This is a genomic window from Microcystis protocystis FBCC-A270 (assembly GCF_050500235.1).
GTDB classification, from domain to species: Bacteria; Cyanobacteriota; Cyanobacteriia; order Cyanobacteriales; family Microcystaceae; genus Microcystis; species Microcystis ichthyoblabe_A.
Genome location: NZ_CP191407.1, coordinates 3,741,377 through 3,758,590, shown reverse-complemented (window position 1 = coordinate 3,758,590; position 17,214 = coordinate 3,741,377). Strand labels below are relative to the sequence as shown.

Genomic DNA, 17,214 nt, shown 5'->3' with positions numbered 1-17,214 from the left:
CATAAATTCCCTATTGACGAACGATTTGATTTTGCAACCAAGCCATAAAGCGATCGAGTAATAAACCCACACCACCGATATAAAACAGCGCAAGAATAATATCGCTGATGTAGTTATTTTGGTAGGCATCCCAGATAAAGAAACCGATACCGACGATACCCGACATAACGATTTCAGCCGCAATAATTGCTAACCAAGCTAAACCGATCGCAATTCTCAAACCAGTGAATATGTAGGGAAGTGCCGAGGGAATTAATATCTTGAAAAAGAATTTTTTGCTGGACAATTGCAAGACTTGTTTAACGTTGATATAGTCTTGGGGAATTTGTTGGACACCGACGGTGGTATTAATCAAAATCGGCCAAACTGCGGTAATAAAGATAACGAATAAAGCAGCTGGTTGGTTTTGTTGTAAAGCGGCCAAAGATAGGGGAACCCAAGCAAGAGGAGGAACTGTTCTCAGGAATTGGAAAAGGGGATCGAGTGCCTTATTTAAGAAGGAATTTAAACCGACCATAATCCCAACGCCAATACCCACCACTGCGGCTAAAGAATAACCGATTAATACCCGTTGCAGACTGGCTAAAGTTTGCCAGAATAGTCCTTTATCAATGCCCCCACGATCAAAGAAAGGATACATTAAATAAGTACGAGTCCGTTCATTGGTGATTAGGTCGGATGGGGGGGGTAATTTGATTAATCCCACCATCGAGACTAATTGCCAAACAATCAGAAAACCCAGGGTACCGATAATGGGGGGAAGAATGTCATGGGAATGCTTTTTCCAGAATTTACCGAAGTTGAAACCACCTTTACCTGTTCTGCTGACGCTACTTGCCATTTTGCCGTTTTCCTTTGTTGAAGATAAAGTTACTTGATTGGGAAGAGAAGAAAACATTTTTGGGATTGATAGACTAGATATTTTATGCCCCTAGCCTATCGAGAAAAGCTCGCTATTTTTTGATCGCCAAACTATCGAGATAAGCTTGGGGATTGGCAGGATCAAAAGTTTTGCCATCAAAGAATTTTTCGACACCCCGGGAGGTACTGGTGGGAATATCAGCTGCGGGAACTCCTAATTCTGTAGCTGCCGCTTTCCAAAGATCCTCGCGGTTAACCTTGTCGATTAATGTTGAGGCAGTGGTTAAAGTTTCTTTCGGCAAGAAACCCCAACGAACACTTTCGGTTAAAAACCAGAGATCATGACTCTTGTAGGGATAGGAAACGCTACCGGCGGGATCTTTCCAGTAGAAAACCCCTTTATTTTTGTCGGTGATTTCCGGTTTACCGTCACCCATTTTCTGCATTCCTTTGAGGGGACCGGCGATAATTTCTTCTTTGAGGTTGAAATAAGCCGGTTTAGCGAGAATTGCCGCCGCTTCTGCCCGATTTGCCTCTTGATCGAGCCATTGCTGCGCTTCCATAATTCCTTTTAACACCGCTTTGGTGGCTTTCGGGTTTTTATCCACCCAATCGGCGCGGATAGCGAGGTATTCTTCTGGGTGATAGGGCCAGATTTCTGCGGTTAAAGCTGACATAAAACCGATCTGATCAGCCACAATTCGCGCTGGCCAAGGATCGCCGGTACTAAACGCATCCATGGTTCCCGTTTTCATGTTGGCCACGGTTTGGGCTGCGGGTACGGCAATTAGGTTAATATCCGTATCGGGGTTAATACCACCGGCGGCTAACCAGTAACGAATCCAGAAGTCTTGGTTAGCTTTCGGGAAAGTATAGGCAGCTTTGAAGGGAGTTCCCGTCGTTTTCATGGCGAGGATGTAATCTTTGGCGGGTTTCAGGTCTAAACCGATATTTTTGCCCTCGTGTTTACCCGCGATCGCAATTCCGTTACCCTGGGTGTTTAACTGCGCTAACACATACATGGGGACTTTAACGTTATTTTTAGTGATTAGTCCCTCAGAAATTAGGTAAGGCATGGGCATTTGCCACTGTCCCCCGTCAATTCCGCCCGCATCTGCCCCAATTTCGACGTTATCTCTAGCGGATCCCCAGTTTGCTTGTTTGGAGACTTCCACATCGGGCATCCCGTATTTAGCAAAAAAGCCTTTTTCCTTGGCAATAATTAAGGGTGCGGCCTCAACGATAGGAATATAACCTAATTTAATTTTGGTGGTTTCAGGAGCTTGTTCCGGGGCGATGGCGACGGGAGAAGCAACCGGGGCAGCGGGCGCGGTGGTGGTGGTTCCACCCGTAGTGTCGGGGGGATTACCCAAACAACCTTTGAGGACAACAGCCCCTGCCGCTGAAACTGCCGCCGTGGTTAAAAATTTCCGTCTCGAAAAATTTGACATAGAGTCCTCCTACCTGCTTGCTAAAGCAAGTATGTGTGCTGAATTATGGGTAAAGGAATCCCTCGCTAAACTTTCCCTCTAGCCCGTGCTATAGAAATTTAGCTATGGAATATTGAATCTCGATTGAACTTACTAAATAAGTCTAGCGGAATTTGGAAAAAATAATTAATCCGAGCGAGAATTTTATTTACAAAAATTTAATTCGATTGATAAGAATTAATTAAGACCATTGATATATCTAGCTTCTAGCCACTTAAAAAGGTTTCCGTAGGGTGCTGGAGCAGGGGTGATGGGGTGATGGAAGTGGGGAGAAACAACAAAATGAGCCAAGGGTGAGTTTTAGGAATGCGGCTCCTTCTGGCTTGGTAGAATGGACAATATGCTTTCACCCCAAAGTAATGACCAGATCTAAAAAGCCGAAATCACCGAACTCCTCTGATTCGCCTACCTCTCCTTCCTTGGCTCTGTCTTCCCTACATTTTCGTCTCCAAGCTTTAGAGGAGGAGCATCAGTGGCTCCTCAAGCAGATTGGCAGAAAACGCAACGAACTGAAGAAATTCCTCGACCAGATGCGTTCCTTAGCGACGGAGATTTTCCAGAGAGGGCAACCTCTCTATGAAAAACTTACCGACCTCGACCGCGAAATACACGCCCTTTTTGACGAAATCCTCACTGCTAGAAAAATGGGGCAGCAGACAAAAAAAAGCATTCTCGGAATTTACGAGACACTTCAGTTAACGGGGGTGATTAGCCCGAAATTTGAGGATGGAGATGAAGAACTAGACGAACTTTTCGGAGACGAAGAACCAGAAGGATCATCGGAGCAATCCGCGCAGGATTTCTTCTCTGGGGGAGACTCCTATAACCGTCACGAGGATGGAACAGAGATATCACCTGAAAGCTCGCCTAAATCTCCTGAATCTAGACAAATACGCCGCACTTTCCTGAGAATGGCCGAGATTTTTCACCCCGACAAGGTTACAGACCCCGAAACTCGGATGCGTCACAACGAGATTATGAAGGAAGTCAACCGTGCCTATAAAGAGGGAGATATTGCCAAACTGCTCGAAATCGAACGACAGTATCAAATGGGGGACACTTTCGAGGTTGAAGGCTCATCGGAAAGCGACCTCCAACGACAGTGCGAGAGGGTTGAAACCAATAACGAACTACTTAAAAAGCAATACGAGAACCTGAAAAGAGAACTGCGCTCGGTGCGAAATACCCCGGAAGGCGAGATGGTGAGGGCCAGCCGCGCTTGTGAGAAGGATGGCATCGACCCGATTGAGCAAATGCTAGAGGAGATGAAATTACAAGTTCAATCCACCGAAAAAATCTATAATTTTGTCCGTGACTTCCGCGATAAAAAGATAACGGTTAAAGAGTTTCTGCGCGGACCGGTCAGGATGGGCAGAAGCCCGGAAGAGATGGAAGACATTCTTGATCAACTTCTGCAGCAACTTCGCGGAATCAGCCGTTAAAGAGAGAAAGCCAATATTTAGGGTATGCGGCAAAAAGTTTTTCCTGGGGGCTGAGTGTAGGGTTTTACCTAATTTTTAAATCCGTTGAGTAATGCACAGAAAACGGGTTTCTCGGAGAAACCCGTTTTCTACTCATGCAAAAGACAAAAGGGGGAATAAATAATCAGTTTTTAATAACTGGATTTAGTATAAAATTTAACATTAACGCCATTTTCTCAAAAAAATCGACCCGCCTAAGAGCGGGAAAGAAAGGAAAAGAGAAAAAATAGGGAATAAGGGTAAAAAGGGAAAAAAGAGAAAAAGGGTTACAAAGTCCTCCCAGCACCGCACACCACCCGAAAACCGCAGAGGTCGAAGTCGCCGCGGCGGTAGCTGAATCTTGGTTAATTGTCCAACGGTCTTTTTTAATGGCATTTCCCACAAGATTATGGTAGTAATCCGCCGGCTGCCATGGCTACAGTTCCCCCCTAAATGCCTTTTGTAAAAGGGAATTAAAGAGATTGTCTTGCTGATGCAGAAAGTTATTCATCTTCATTAAATTATTTTGAATAAATATATCTAATCTTGCGAAACCTTTTTGAAGCTCAATAGGGGGAAGTATAATTAATAATTCCTTGAGCTTACTGGAATTAACACCAGGTTGAGCTGAACCACTGGAATTTTGTTGGATTTGCTTCCAATAGAACTCAGTTTTAAAAAAATATGCTAAATATTCAGGACTTATCAAGCTAGATGGTCTGACTCTTATTAAATATGATGCAAATAAAGTATTTTCAGGGCAGTGACGAATTAAAAAACTCTTACCTGTTGTTGCTCCAGTTCTAGCAAAAACGATATCACCAGAAACTATAGAATATTTTTGTATATCTTTTTTATCACCTGAGCAGAACGGTACACTTTCCCAATTAATTTCACCATTTTGAATATCAGTAATTCTAAGCATTTTAGTGGCAGTAGGTACAAAATCCGCAGACGCAGTAATTCCATAGCTAATACTTTCTGATACTTTTTCTAACTTTACAATCTCCCACCCTTTCGGATTAGTAACAGGATCACCGAACATCTCTAGGAAAGTTGATCGCAATAACTCCTTAGTCAAACGAATTGCCTCTTTGCGCTTGCGTCGCACCCCATCCGCTTTATCTAAAATTGCCGCAATTCTTCGCTGTTCTTCGAGGGGTGGGAGGGGGATTTCTACTTGTTTTAAGTCTTTGAGAATAATTCTGCGAACAGCTGAACCAGTTTTTCTCTTTGATGCTTCATCAATAGTTTTCTGGAAACCTAATATATAGCCTAAATAACTACTATCCGCAATCTCTTTTTTTGGTCTTAGGATTGCAATTGATGAGAGTACGGCAAATTCTCGCTTCTCTCTAACTACGCAAACTTTTCCAACTGTTCCATCTTTAGAGAAAAGGACATCACCCAGCTTTGGTGCTGAGTTTCCAGCATCAGCGCGATCATACTCCTCCTGGCTAATATGAATACATCCGCTAAAGTCCAACCCGTTTTCTGTCATGTCTTTGACGGTTAAAAATGGAAACCCTTTACCAGAGTCCTTAAATGAGGCATGAGTTCCATCTGTAACCATCTCACAGATATCATCTAGAGACATATACTTCATCCCAACATCTCCTTATAACGCGTGTAAAACCTGATCAATTTTATTTTCAAACATAAATCAAACATCCTTTCGGTTGACTAAAGCGGTGGGTTACGACGGATTGTTAGATTGACTTTAACGCCTAGATTGTTGCCTTCTAACCCACCCTACTATGAACTCTTCTCCCCCCTTTTTAAGGGGGGTTGGGGGGGATCGAACCTAAAATCTATTTTTAATTTAATTATAACCAGCTACTTAGGGTCGCAGATACTAGAAAAAAATCAAGCCACTACAGTGGCACCCCTGAGATAATCTTCTAGTTGGCGATCATTGTCGTGACTGAGATTGCCTAGAGGTAAAGTTTCGACGCTAAAAGCTCTCACCTCGCTAACTTCTAATGTATCTTTGATCTGAAAATTCCCCGCGGCCGTCACTTCAATTAACAATGAAATGGAGTGAATGCGCGGATCACGCTCAAAAGAGGAATAAACCCCGACTAAACGCCCTAAACTGACTAAATTTAATCCTGTTTCCTCTTTTAATTCCCTTTGGGCAGTATTAAAAATATCTTCCCCCCAATCGATCATTCCCCCCGGTAGGGCCCATTTGCCGGTGTCTCTGCGTCGGATTAAAACAATTGTACCATCAGCAAGCAGCGGAATCATTGTCACCCCAGTTACAGGATGACGAAAGATAATTCCCATCACACTTTTAATAAAATGCCAAACACGACCCATAGGAATTAGGAGATAGGAAGATAGGGAGATAGGGAGATAGGGAGATAGGGAGATAGGGAAATTTTAACTAATACCCCAAAACCCCAAAACCCCAAAACCCCTAACAATATCAATCATGATCGAGAATGGCTTTAGCTTGAATTAAAGCCGATCGCACTTGTTCAAAACCTGTGCCACCATAGCTATTACGGGCTGCTACCACCTGACGAGGAGCGATCGCGTCGTAGATATCGGACTCAAAAGCCGGATGTAATTCTTGCCATTCCGTCAGGGTTAAATCTTTTAATAACTTACCCGCTGCCAAACTGCTTTTAACGACTTTCCCGACTAAATTATAAGCTTCTCGGAAGGGAATTCCCTTACTGGCTAAATAATCCGCCACATCCGTCGCATTAGAAAAATCTTCCGCCACCGCGTTAGCTAATCGGTCGGTTTTAAATTGAATCCCGGTGGCTAAAAGTACCGTCATCGCTTGCAAACAAATCCGCACGGTTTTAACGCCATCAAATAACGCCTCCTTGTCCTCCTGCAAGTCTTTGTTATAGGCTAGGGGTAAACCCTTCATTAAGGTCAATAACGCCTGTAAATGCCCAAAAACCCGCCCTGTTTTGCCGCGCACTAATTCGGGAACGTCGGGATTTTTTTTCTGGGGCATAATGCTAGATCCCGTGGCACAACTATCGGTGAGAGTGATAAAACTAAATTCTTGGGAAGACCAGAGAATCATTTCTTCGCTCAAACGGCTCAGGTGGACCATAATCAGACTAGCGGCCGTCATAAATTCAATGGCAAAATCTCGATCGCTGACTCCATCGAGACTATTGTTATACACCTGCTCAAAATCGAGTAAATTGGCACTGTAATGACGATCAATCGGAAAAGTCGTCCCTGCTAAAGCGCCACATCCTAGAGGCGAAATATTAGTCCTGGCGCGAATTTGCCCTAATCTTTGGTGATCCCGTTCGGCCATTTGAAAATAAGCGAGGAGATGATGGGCTAAACTAATCGGTTGAGCGCGCTGTAGGTGGGTGTAACCGGGGATCAGGGTTTCCAGATGGTTTTCAGCGTGATTGACTAAAGCTTGCTGAAAATTGCGAATTTCTTGCCTAATATCATCAATTTGTTGTCTAAGATACAGACGTATATCCGTTCCTACCTGATCATTCCGCGAACGGGCCGTGTGCAGTTTTTTGCCCACATCTCCCACAATCTCGGTTAAACGACGTTCCACGGCAAAATGCACGTCCTCTTGATCGATGCCGGGGTTAAAGTTGCCGGTGCGGTATTCTTGACGAATTTGTTCCAATCCAGAGACGAGACTATCTGCTTCTTCGGAGCTGATAATACCCGTATAGGCGAGCATTTTAGCGTGAGCGATCGATCCGGTGAGATCATACTCGATTAATTCGATATCAAAGCCAATACTGGCGTTAAATTCTACGATCGTAGGATGGAGACTACCTTCAAAGCGATCGCTCCAAGTTTTCTTTGCTGTCACTGTTTTCGTTAGATGATTGTGGATAAAGTTAACCAAAATATGCTGGACAATTTTGGGGAATAATCCGGCGCTGATAGCATTACCGCTTCAGGTTAGAAAAATCTCCAACCCTACAAACATAAGAATAGCAAGAATTGCTCGCTCTGGCTGAATGCCCATAGGCGAAAAGCTAATAAGAAGTAAAACCTCGAAACATATAACCGGCAATGAAACCGATTAATAGGGCCCATGCTTGCCCAGTTTTGACGAAATTTGAGAAGGCTTTCTGGACATTGCCGATGATATCCACGTCTTGCTCGGAAATAGTCATCAAGACATTGGTAAGAGGCGAAAAGTCGATCGAGACAGATAGATGATGGAAGATGTTGATCACGATGGCATTCCTTAAAAACGAAAATCTACAGAATAAGTTAACATGAAAACGACTAAATCAAAACCACTTTTGTCTCCCCGGCGGTTAGTTGGAAAGGAGGTCACTTTCAAGATGATTGAGATTGCTGGTAATAGGATAATAATAAATTGCCCGCTTTTGCTAAATCCTGCCCAAAGGCGATAATTCCTTCTTCATGACCACTCATCACTAAAATTTGTTGCTCTTCTAGACGCTCTTCTTGACATAAACGGATAATTTCTGCGGCCATTTCTGGGGTTCCATAGGCGATATTTTCTTGAGTGGTCGGCACTCGATACATTAAATTTTGCCACAGGGGGCGATGATGAATATGAATCACCCCATTGATCTGGGGATTCGCTTCATAAATTGCTCCATGAGTGAGAGTTTCCGAAGAAGCGGCAATTGTTCCCCGACAAGTGACCCGATTTTCTCGCCAATCGTAGTCTATAACTGTGGTGTAATGGGATTCATTTAATACTGGAATCCCCCCGGTGTTAGTGCCAGAAATAATGATTTCTTTGTCTATTTTTCCTCGTTGACTCACATTCCCAAAACCGATTCCGTTATCGTATTGACCGATTAATCCCAGTCGATAGAGGCGATTGCGCCAATAATTTAATTCTGCAATCTCTGAGCTTATTAAGGGACGGTCAGGAATCCAAGTACAATTGTATTTAACGTAACCTTCATCAATCATAGATTTTTCTGAAAATATTCGGGATAATTTTGACAAACTTTCTGCACAAAGTCCTGGAGAGGATAGGAAATATTGGCGATATAATTATCTTTAATTGCTTGAGAAAATAGGGGTAAAACTTCCGTATCTAAGGCGGGGTTAAATAAGTTGATAGGTAGAATTAAATCGGAGCATTCCCGCACATCAATGGCCTCAAAATTATCGGCTATAATTAACCAAAGAGGACGCACCCAAAGAGCCGAACGACTTTCGATAACCTGAATTACTTCTCCGTATAAAGTTCGATTTTTGCAGAATAAACTAACAATTTGATGGGGAGTAAATGTGTTCATAGACAGTTCTAGTTGTCCTTGATAAGCTAAGACGCATTTTAACCGCTTATTCTTAGATTAGCCGAATCTCCCCCCAATCTCTTTACTCTTGCAAGAGCCAACAGTAAAGAGTATCTCATCTCCACAAGCAATTTAAATGCGCGGGCAGCTTATCTTTCACTGGTCACTGAAAAAAGCTGGCCACTTGCCAATCCCTTGCCAGATCGGGAAAAAACGGCTCTTCTAGGTTGTGTGTGATAAGTTTAACTTACATAGGATTGATCGATCTTTGTGTCCTTTGTGTCTTTGTGGTTCGTTCCACCCCCTCTCTAGGAGGAATGTATCTTAGAATACATTTTACCCACCAAATCCAAGAGAGCCAAAAAACTCCGTTAGAATACGGGAAGCCGTTTACAAAACGATACAAAATCATGACCGTTGCTTACCCTCGTAAATTCAAGAAGACGATGAGCGCTCGCGACATCATGAAGCGTGTCATTAGCGATCGCGAAATTCATCTTGTCACCCTCAACCGTTACCGCTACAACGAACAACGTAGCTGTAAAGACCTGACCGAACTGATCGAAACCCTAGACGGACAACCGAAAGAACTGATCCAGGAGCTTTCCCGTCACGTCGCCGATGAGGCCCGCCATGCCTACTGGTTAACCGATTTATTAATCGAATTGGGGGCCGATGTGGGGAAACCGCCGGGGTTGTCCTATATCGATGAATTTGAACGTCTTCTCGATCAAGATCAATTCCAAGGCGAAGAACAAAGGGAAGATGGACTGATTGCGGCCCTAGCGGCAATTAACGTCACGGAAAAACGGGGATGCGAATACTTTGCCGCCCATATTTATGCTCTCAAAGCAGGGGAACAAACCCCGGAAAATCTGAAAATTCAGGAAACGATCGCCAAAATCTTTCCCGAAGAAGCAGGTCATGTGCGTTGGGGCAATCGTTGGTTAGCCAAAATTGCCCAAAAAAGCCCCGAACATCGGCAAAAAGTCGAAAAAGCCAAGGCCAAATACTCAGCGATCGAACAGGCCGCCTATGAATCGGGTATGGATATCACCCTGGGAGCAGAATTGCGCCGCGTCGGTCATTTAATGGACATCGCCGCCACTATGCCGCTCTGGGAACGTCCTCAATATCTGATGGAACGTTTACCCCAATCCCTTCTCGACCCGAAATTGCAATTATTCCGGGTAGAAGCGGCTCAAAAAGCCTGGAATCGTGATCCACAAATGTTTATGGAACGCTTTTTACCGATGTTTTTTAATGCGGACGACAATATCGGCAAAAAAGAGAAAGTCAACTAATTTAATCTTGATTTTCAAAGGATCGAGAAAATCAGCTATTGTTTTAAATAGGGGTGAGTTCTCGGCTTTGGAGCCAGAGAAACACCACTTTTTTACTGTTTATTTTGACTTTTCTCTTTTGGATTATGCGTCTTTTAGCTGCCTTTGATCGCTACCCCGATAGTGTATCGTTAACCCTAGAACCAGTAGCCACCGACTCGCAAAAATTTGATTTATATTTAACTTTACACCTACAAGCTCAAATTCAATCTCTCCTTGGCGGGGAAATCAAATGGGGACTAAAAGGAGGAAAATTAGATTTTCTTTTAGTTAATTGTCACCTAACACCAAATCCTCTTTCTAGTCAAGAGTTATACATAAATCGTATTAATAATTATCAATGGCGGTTATCTTTCAAAAGTCCTCAGTCAATATTTACAGGAGCGATTGAAAGGATTAACCTAGGAACCGTGAGTGTGGAGGAAGAACCTTATCATCTGACGGTGCAATTTTCGCTGACAGCTGCGGATATCTGTATCACGGAAACATCGGGATTATGGAAACACGATCTAAGTCCCAATAAACATAGTATTTTAGAGCGAAAGTTAGCATTTTTCCTAATGGAAAATCAATTTGATGCTTTTTTAAGTCGTATTTCTTTGGGTTCATCGCAGGTGGAATTAGATAATGTTCTAGTTGAACCGCAACCGGCAGCATCAGAAAATTTAGAGAAATTGCAGACACAAATCGAGGGAATTTATGCTACTGTTAGTGATGATTTTCTGAAATTAGCCCAATTAGCTGAACTCAATCCCCTAACGGATTTTACTGGGGCAAATCTCCTAGCAGCGGAATTAAGTGGTATATCTTTAGGTATGGCCAATCTCTATCAAGCTAATCTGCGGGGGGCTAATTTAACCGATGCTGATTTAAGCGAAATTAATGGCAGTCATGCTAATTTTAAGGGAGCAGATTTAAGCGGAGCCTTATTAGCTAATGCCGATTTAAGTTATGCTGATTTTTACCGTTCTAGTTTGGCTTTAGCTAATTTAATTGGCTCCAATTTAGAAGGAGCTAATTTGGTTGAAGTCAACATCACTCAAGCGAATTTTAGCGGGGCAAAAGTGAAGGGGGCAAAGTTTGCCGATAACGTGGGTATGACCGAGGAATTGCGGGAAAATTTACGCTTGCGCGGAGCTTTCTGCGATTAATCAACTATTCAGCCTCTAAATGACACCAAATACCCTCACCTTTCACCGAAAATAGCGTTATTAAATAACAAAAGAAGATTAGAGATTTTCCTCGGCATCTATGCCCAATTCCCGCAGTTTAGCCGCTAATTTCGCCGCTTTTTGCTTTTCTTGCTCGACTTGGTTTTCTGCCTCTAAAACCCGGTTTTCTGCCTCCACAGCCCGATTTTCCGCCTGTTGTGCCGCTTCTGCGGGAGTGGGTACTAATTCCCCTTCGGGGGTAAAATAGCGCAATTTATTGGCAGATAAACCCAAATATAAGCCTAATTGTTGACTCCAGAGCCGTCCCTGAGCATTGGGGGTAATCGGTTGATATTGACCGCTAATTAGGGTAAATCCTTCAAATTCTAGGCTTTCTGGGTCAAACCAAAAATAATCGGGAGTGCGAAATATATCCTGATAAATTTGTTTTTTCTCCTCTCGGTCAACTTTGGCGGTACTATCGGAGAGAATTTCGATAATTAAATTGGGATATTTGCCCTCTTCTCGCCAAATTACCCAACTTCTGCGGTTGGGGTTGGGATTTGTCCCCAAAACGACGAAAAAATCAGGACCACGGAAGAATTCTGACTTTTTCTGGTTGGGACTGTAATAAATGGTTAAATTGCCGGCGGCAAAATAATCTTCTCGCTCGCGCCACCACCATTCTAAACACTGAATTAGTAAAATAATTTGTTGTAGATGTAAGTTACTTTCCAAGGGTGGTTCATCACTCCAAAATTCGCCTTCTGGGAAGATTATCTCAGGGTTGACATGGGACTCCACTAGGGGTAAGCTTTGAGCGATAGTCATGGTTTGTCCAACAGAGATAGGTCGATAAGTTATTATAAATGATTGAAGGGATTTTTTAGGCAATTTTAGCAGTAGCAATTGAGGTAGAATATTCCTGTGGGTAAATCGTCATTTTTCCCTTAAACAATACCAGAACGCAGGGCAATTACGGCCGCTTGTACTCGGTCGTCCACGGCCAATTTATTCATAATTCCCCGCACATGGGTTTTAATCGTATTGGTGCTTAAATAAAGTTGTTCGGCGATTTCAGCGTTACTTTTGCCTTCAACAATTAACTTTAAAACCTCCATTTCTCGCTCCGATAAAAGTGCTAGATTGGGATTAGGTTGCACTGCTGGCGGTTTGAGATTATCCATGACTAAACGGGCAATTTGAGGGTCTAAATAGGTGGCCCCGTCCTTAGCTGCTTCAATAGCGGCCAAAAGGCGATCGAGACTCGCTCCCTTGATACAATAGGCATCAGCGCCACTGGCCAGAGCTGCGATCACTTCCTGTTGGAGAGTGTGGGAAGTGAGCATAACCACATGAACATTAGCTAAACCTTCCTTAATCTGTTTGGTTGCCGCAATGCCATCGAGACGGGGTAAACCGATGTCCATGACCACTAAATCCGGCCGTAGGGATAGGGCTAATTGTACCCCTGCTAGACCATCACTCGCTTGACCGACGATCTCAAAATCTGGCTGTTCACCGAGCGCTTGTTCTAAACCTAACTGCATTAAAGGATCGTCTTCAACAATTAAAATCCGCATAATCTTTGATTCCTAACGGGAAAATGTACGGTTTTCACCCATCTGCATGAAGCAGAACTACTCCTAGTTTAGGCAATCTGGAGAGAGATTAACAGTGATTCAGTGATTCAGTGACCAGTGACCAGTAACCAGTGACCAGTAGCCAGTGACCAGTGACCAGTGACCAGTGAAAGATACTAAATTTATTGAAAATTGAAAACTTAAACCTAATAACTTAAAACTTAAACCTAATAACTTAAAACTTAAACCTGATAACTGATAACTGATAACTGATAACTGATAACTGATAACTGATAACTGATAACTGATAACTGATAACTGAAAATGCTGCGTATTTCATCAGATCGGTCTAAAATTGTGCTTGTTGCCCTAGCTTATCTGGGTGTTGGTTGGCTAGGCTATCTCTGCTTAAATTTAGGGTCGCGACCTGCCCCAATTTGGATGAGTGCTGGTATTGGCTTAACTGCTGTTTTTTTAGGGGGAAAAAGGCTAGTTTTAGGCGTTTTTATCGGAGATTTGCTTCTAACCTTCTTTTTAGGGGGCAGTTGGCCCATAGCTCTATTTTCGGCGCTCGGTAGCAGTGTATCGGCTCTGTTAGGGGCGCAATTCCTACATTATCTGAGATTTTCCGCCACTTTACAGCGTATTCGCGATATTCTCTTACTGGTATTTTTAGCGGCCTTATTGGCCTCGGCAGTTAATGCCACTATCGATACTTTTGCCCGTAGTTGGCTAAATACTTGGGATTGGCGGCAATTTGGACAGTCTTGGGGCATGATCTGGCTCGGAGATAGTACAGGGATCTTAATGACCACGCCGCTGCTGTTGCGTTTTTGCTTCAATCGTCACTCCCTGCGGGAACCCCGGCAACCCCAACGCCTTGGCGAGGCATTACTTTGTATGAGTTTGCTAACGGTGGTGACTTTCGTGGTTTTTGGTGGTCAACAGGATTTTCTTAACCCCGATTGGAGTATGGTGCAGTACCTCGAATATCTGCCTTTTCCTTTTGTGGTTTGGGCTGCTATGCGTTTTCAGACCTGGGGAGCGGTAATAGCCAATTTTTTAGTATCTATTTTAGCTTTGATGGGATTGGTCGGGGGAATCAGTCCTTTTATCCTACAAGCCCCCGACCATACCAGAGGTGTCCTGATCTTACAAATCTTTTTGGTCATTGTCATGTCAACTTCTCTGTTTTTATCGGCGGCGATTACCGAAAGACAACAGATTGATCGAGCTTTAAATGAAACTTTAGAACGAGAACATTTAGTCACACAAGTTGCTTTAAAAGTCCATCAATCTTTAGATATAGATCAAGTTTTAAATACCATTGTTGGGGAAATCAGAAATTTTCTCGATGCCGATCAAGTCTATATCGGTCACTGTCAAGAGCGGGGTTGGTCTAAGGTAATCGCTGAGTCCCGTCGTCCCGAGATTCCCTCGCTGATGGGTTGGTTTCCCGAACCAGAATTACTGGAAGAATTGGGACAATTATTTTCTTTAGATAAGTTAATTATTGCTGATAATACCGCTAAGGTGCAAACGCTGCCCACTCTCAAGGGTTATTACGAATACCTGCAAGTTAAATCCTCTTTAGTTTTACCTCTAACGGTTAATAATCAACATTTAGGTGCTTTAGTTGTCCATCAATATTCCCATCCCCGTCATTGGCAAAAAAGCGAGGTCAAATTATTAGAACAGTTAGCCACCCAAGTTTGTATCGCTATCGGCCAAGCGCAACTATATCAGAGGGTGCAAAGCTTGAATAATAATTTAGAACAGGAAGTGGCAGCTAGAACCCTGGAACTGCGAGAAAAAGTCCGGGAAATTCAGCGTTTATACGAAATGAAAACGGTTTTTTTACAGGCAGTATCCCACGATCTACGCACTTCGATTATGGGATTAGTGATGTTATTAAAAAATTTCCAGTGTCGGCAAACAGAAAAAGTAACTATCTCGCGAGCAATGCTCGATCAGGTGGTGCGTAGTTGCGATCGACAATTAACTTTAATTAATGCTTTATCAGAAAATCATTTTGCTGAAGAACGGCCTTTAATCTTGCATCGTCAACCTCTATTTTTAAAAGAACAGGTGGAAATTTGGCTGAAAGATTGGCAAAAAGATTTTGATTTATACCAAGCTACTTTTATTAATCTTCTCCCCGATAACTTACCCGCTATTGATGCCGATCCTTATCAGCTAAGAAGTGTTTTTGAACAATTATTAAATAATGCCTTGAAACATAATCCTTCACCAATTCAATTAGCTTTAGATGCTCGTATTGACCAAGATATGCTCTACTGCACTTTAAGCGATAATGGCATTGGCATGGATGAGGAACAATGTCAACATCTTTTCCATTTATATGTAAGAAATCTTCATAATCAACACCTAACGGGGATTGGTTTAGGTTCCTACCAATGTCGGCAAATTATCGAGGCTCACTCTGGGAGAATTGGAGTAAAAAGTACCCCGCGGGTTGGTTCACAGTTTTGGTTTACTTTACCCCTTGCTCATCAAAATTCTAGAGTAATTAAGCAGGAGTTAGTCAACAGTAATCAGTGATTTGTAACGGGATCGAGATGATTCTGCTTATCGCTCTTCTGGGACTCTGGGGTATATAGAATCGCCAATTCAGACTTGAATTAGCCATTTTATGTGGGTTGCCTACCGACAATTAAGGCATATTTGAGGAGAATTTGCCATCTCAATTGTTAAGCAACAATCGACCAAATAGGTCGAGTTTGTAACTATTCTGATTGCTAGTATCCCTTGAAATTCTCACAAGGATCACAAAATTGGCCAATTGTCAATAGCGTTTGAGATGCGCTCACCCCCGGTGGTGAGGATGTCAAACAATCATCAAAAATAGCAGCGGTTGCCCCCTAGTTCTATAATCAGATCACGGCTAATTTGATTGGCTATCGACCCTATTCATGTCTATCTCCCCACCCCGTTCCGGTTACACTTTGCCGGTTTTTGCCTGTGCCAGTGCGATCGCATCTCTCCAGCATCTCCACGGCGAAAATGAGCTAAATTCCGTTACTTTTAATCTTTTAGAACCGCCAGAAACCGTTACAATTGCCATCGAACAAGTTGCCCAACTTAACCCCGATGCTGCCCTAGCTATCACCCGCAGCGATCCGGGGGACAATTTAGATTTAACTAGAAATACCCCTATATGGGCGTTAGTAGAAATAAAGACGGGTAATCAAGAGATAGAGATTCAAGGCGGCGAAGGAATCGGCCTACAGATTGATAATGGCGGAAAATCAGCTATTTATAGTTATGCCCAGCGTCTGCTGCAAGAAAACCTCAGACCCCTGTTACTGCCCCAAGAAAGCATCAAAGTGACGATTATCCTGCCAGAAGGCAAAAAACTGGCCACAAGGACTTCTAACGCCGCTTTTGGGGTGGTAGAGGGATTATCTTTGTTGGGTACCACCGGCATTTCCCAACCCCTCAGCGCTCCCGGACAGTTAGAAATCTTTCGCGAGCAATTAAAAAATTTATCCTTTCGTTTTGATCGCTTGGTGTTTTGTATCGGGGAGAATGGCTTAGATTTAGCCCCTCAAATGGGTATTAATCCTGATATTTTGGTAAAAACAGCCAATTGGATCGGGCCGATGTTATTAGAGGCACAATTACAGGGAATCTCTGAAATTCTTTTGTTTGGTTATCACGGTAAATTAATTAAACTTGCCGGGGGAATCTTTCAGACTCACCATCATCTCGCCGATGGTCGTCGGGAAATTCTTACCGCCTACGCCGCTAAAATGGGTTTAGCTACCCCCCATCTCCAGCAAATTTTTGACAGTAGCACCAGCGAAAACGGTCTGGAATATCTGCGTCAATTAGACCGGCAAACGGGAGATAATTGGGTGGAACGCATCTATGGAGAAATGGCTAATACTATCGATCGCCGTTGCCAAGAATACGTTTATAACCACAGTAACGGTCATCTTGGGGTCGGTTGTATTTTATTCGATCGCTCTCGTTCTTTGATCAGCAAAAGCGAAAATGGCCTTAAATTTTTGCAAAATCTACCAGTTACTCCCCAGTGACTGTGCTATGATCGTGGGAATA

At 43.1% G+C, this 17,214-nt stretch carries 15 protein-coding genes; 5 read left to right on the top strand and 10 right to left on the bottom strand.

Translation table 11 applies throughout. The annotated features are described in order from the left end of the window. Positions 1-10 precede the first annotated feature (10 nt). Both ntrB and ACQY1X_RS18240 read right to left on the bottom strand, forming a co-directional pair. Positions 11-841 (bottom strand): nitrate ABC transporter permease, encoded by an 831-nt coding sequence (gene ntrB, locus ACQY1X_RS18245; protein WP_287728124.1) that lies wholly within the window; start codon positions 839-841, stop codon positions 11-13. A 112-nt stretch (positions 842-953) separates the two neighbouring features. Then, the gene (locus ACQY1X_RS18240; RefSeq protein WP_430014983.1) at positions 954-2,312 is read right to left on the bottom strand and encodes a CmpA/NrtA family ABC transporter substrate-binding protein; all 1,359 of its coding nucleotides are present in this window, start codon (positions 2,310-2,312) and stop codon (positions 954-956) included. Positions 2,313-2,710: 398 nt separating this feature from the next. Here ACQY1X_RS18240 and ACQY1X_RS18235 point away from each other — a divergent pair, with 398 nt between their 5' ends. Beyond that, entirely contained in the window at positions 2,711-3,793 is a 1,083-nt protein-coding gene (locus tag ACQY1X_RS18235; RefSeq protein ID WP_430014982.1) for a molecular chaperone DnaJ, read from the top strand. A 454-nt stretch (positions 3,794-4,247) separates the two neighbouring features. On the opposite strand, the gene ACQY1X_RS18230 is transcribed toward ACQY1X_RS18235, so the two are convergent. The 6 genes from ACQY1X_RS18230 to ACQY1X_RS18205 form a co-directional block, all read right to left on the bottom strand. Further along, positions 4,248-5,408: a restriction endonuclease subunit S gene (locus ACQY1X_RS18230; RefSeq protein WP_430013285.1), complete on the bottom strand. Its 1,161-nt coding sequence runs from the start codon at positions 5,406-5,408 to the stop codon at positions 4,248-4,250. Between the two features lie 269 nt (positions 5,409-5,677). Further along, positions 5,678-6,133, bottom strand: a complete 456-nt coding sequence (locus tag ACQY1X_RS18225; protein ID WP_002785137.1) for an NUDIX hydrolase — start codon at positions 6,131-6,133, stop codon at positions 5,678-5,680. A gap of 109 nt (positions 6,134-6,242) precedes the next feature. Continuing rightward, positions 6,243-7,631, bottom strand: coding sequence for an argininosuccinate lyase (argH, locus tag ACQY1X_RS18220; protein ID WP_430014981.1), 1,389 nt, complete (start codon positions 7,629-7,631; stop codon positions 6,243-6,245). A 169-nt stretch (positions 7,632-7,800) separates the two neighbouring features. Continuing rightward, positions 7,801-8,004 carry a hypothetical protein gene (locus ACQY1X_RS18215; protein WP_002781387.1) on the bottom strand — a complete coding sequence of 68 codons (204 nt, stop codon included), beginning with the start codon at positions 8,002-8,004 and terminating at the stop codon, positions 7,801-7,803. Between the two features lie 106 nt (positions 8,005-8,110). After that, positions 8,111-8,722 carry a class II aldolase/adducin family protein gene (locus tag ACQY1X_RS18210; protein WP_287637082.1) on the bottom strand — a complete coding sequence of 204 codons (612 nt, stop codon included), beginning with the start codon at positions 8,720-8,722 and terminating at the stop codon, positions 8,111-8,113. Further along, positions 8,719-9,054, bottom strand: coding sequence for a hypothetical protein (locus ACQY1X_RS18205; protein ID WP_287637083.1), 336 nt, complete (start codon positions 9,052-9,054; stop codon positions 8,719-8,721). Before ACQY1X_RS18205 ends, ACQY1X_RS18210 begins: the two co-directional genes overlap by 4 nt. 410 nt (positions 9,055-9,464) lie before the next feature. Between ACQY1X_RS18205 and ACQY1X_RS18200 the strand changes: the two genes are divergently transcribed. Together ACQY1X_RS18200 and ACQY1X_RS18195 are read left to right on the top strand one after the other, a co-directional pair. Then, a complete protein-coding gene (locus tag ACQY1X_RS18200) occupies positions 9,465-10,358 on the top strand; it encodes a ferritin-like domain-containing protein (protein ID WP_002751461.1) in 894 nt (297 codons plus the stop codon). Between the two features lie 125 nt (positions 10,359-10,483). Next, the gene (locus tag ACQY1X_RS18195; protein ID WP_430014691.1) at positions 10,484-11,548 is read left to right on the top strand and encodes a pentapeptide repeat-containing protein; all 1,065 of its coding nucleotides are present in this window, start codon (positions 10,484-10,486) and stop codon (positions 11,546-11,548) included. Positions 11,549-11,626: 78 nt separating this feature from the next. Here ACQY1X_RS18195 and ACQY1X_RS18190 read toward each other — a convergent pair whose 3' ends face one another. Both ACQY1X_RS18190 and ACQY1X_RS18185 read right to left on the bottom strand, forming a co-directional pair. Beyond that, positions 11,627-12,379, bottom strand: coding sequence for a Uma2 family endonuclease (locus ACQY1X_RS18190; protein ID WP_430013282.1), 753 nt, complete (start codon positions 12,377-12,379; stop codon positions 11,627-11,629). Positions 12,380-12,498: 119 nt separating this feature from the next. Next, complete coding sequence (locus tag ACQY1X_RS18185; RefSeq protein ID WP_002737320.1) at positions 12,499-13,131, bottom strand: response regulator; 633 nt, start codon at positions 13,129-13,131, stop codon at positions 12,499-12,501. Positions 13,132-13,455: 324 nt separating this feature from the next. Between ACQY1X_RS18185 and ACQY1X_RS18180 the strand changes: the two genes are divergently transcribed. Together ACQY1X_RS18180 and cbiD are read left to right on the top strand one after the other, a co-directional pair. Further along, complete coding sequence (locus ACQY1X_RS18180; protein ID WP_002773364.1) at positions 13,456-15,693, top strand: sensor histidine kinase; 2,238 nt, start codon at positions 13,456-13,458, stop codon at positions 15,691-15,693. A gap of 371 nt (positions 15,694-16,064) precedes the next feature. After that, positions 16,065-17,192 carry a cobalt-precorrin-5B (C(1))-methyltransferase CbiD gene (gene cbiD, locus ACQY1X_RS18175; protein WP_430014980.1) on the top strand — a complete coding sequence of 376 codons (1,128 nt, stop codon included), beginning with the start codon at positions 16,065-16,067 and terminating at the stop codon, positions 17,190-17,192. Positions 17,193-17,214 lie beyond the last annotated feature (22 nt).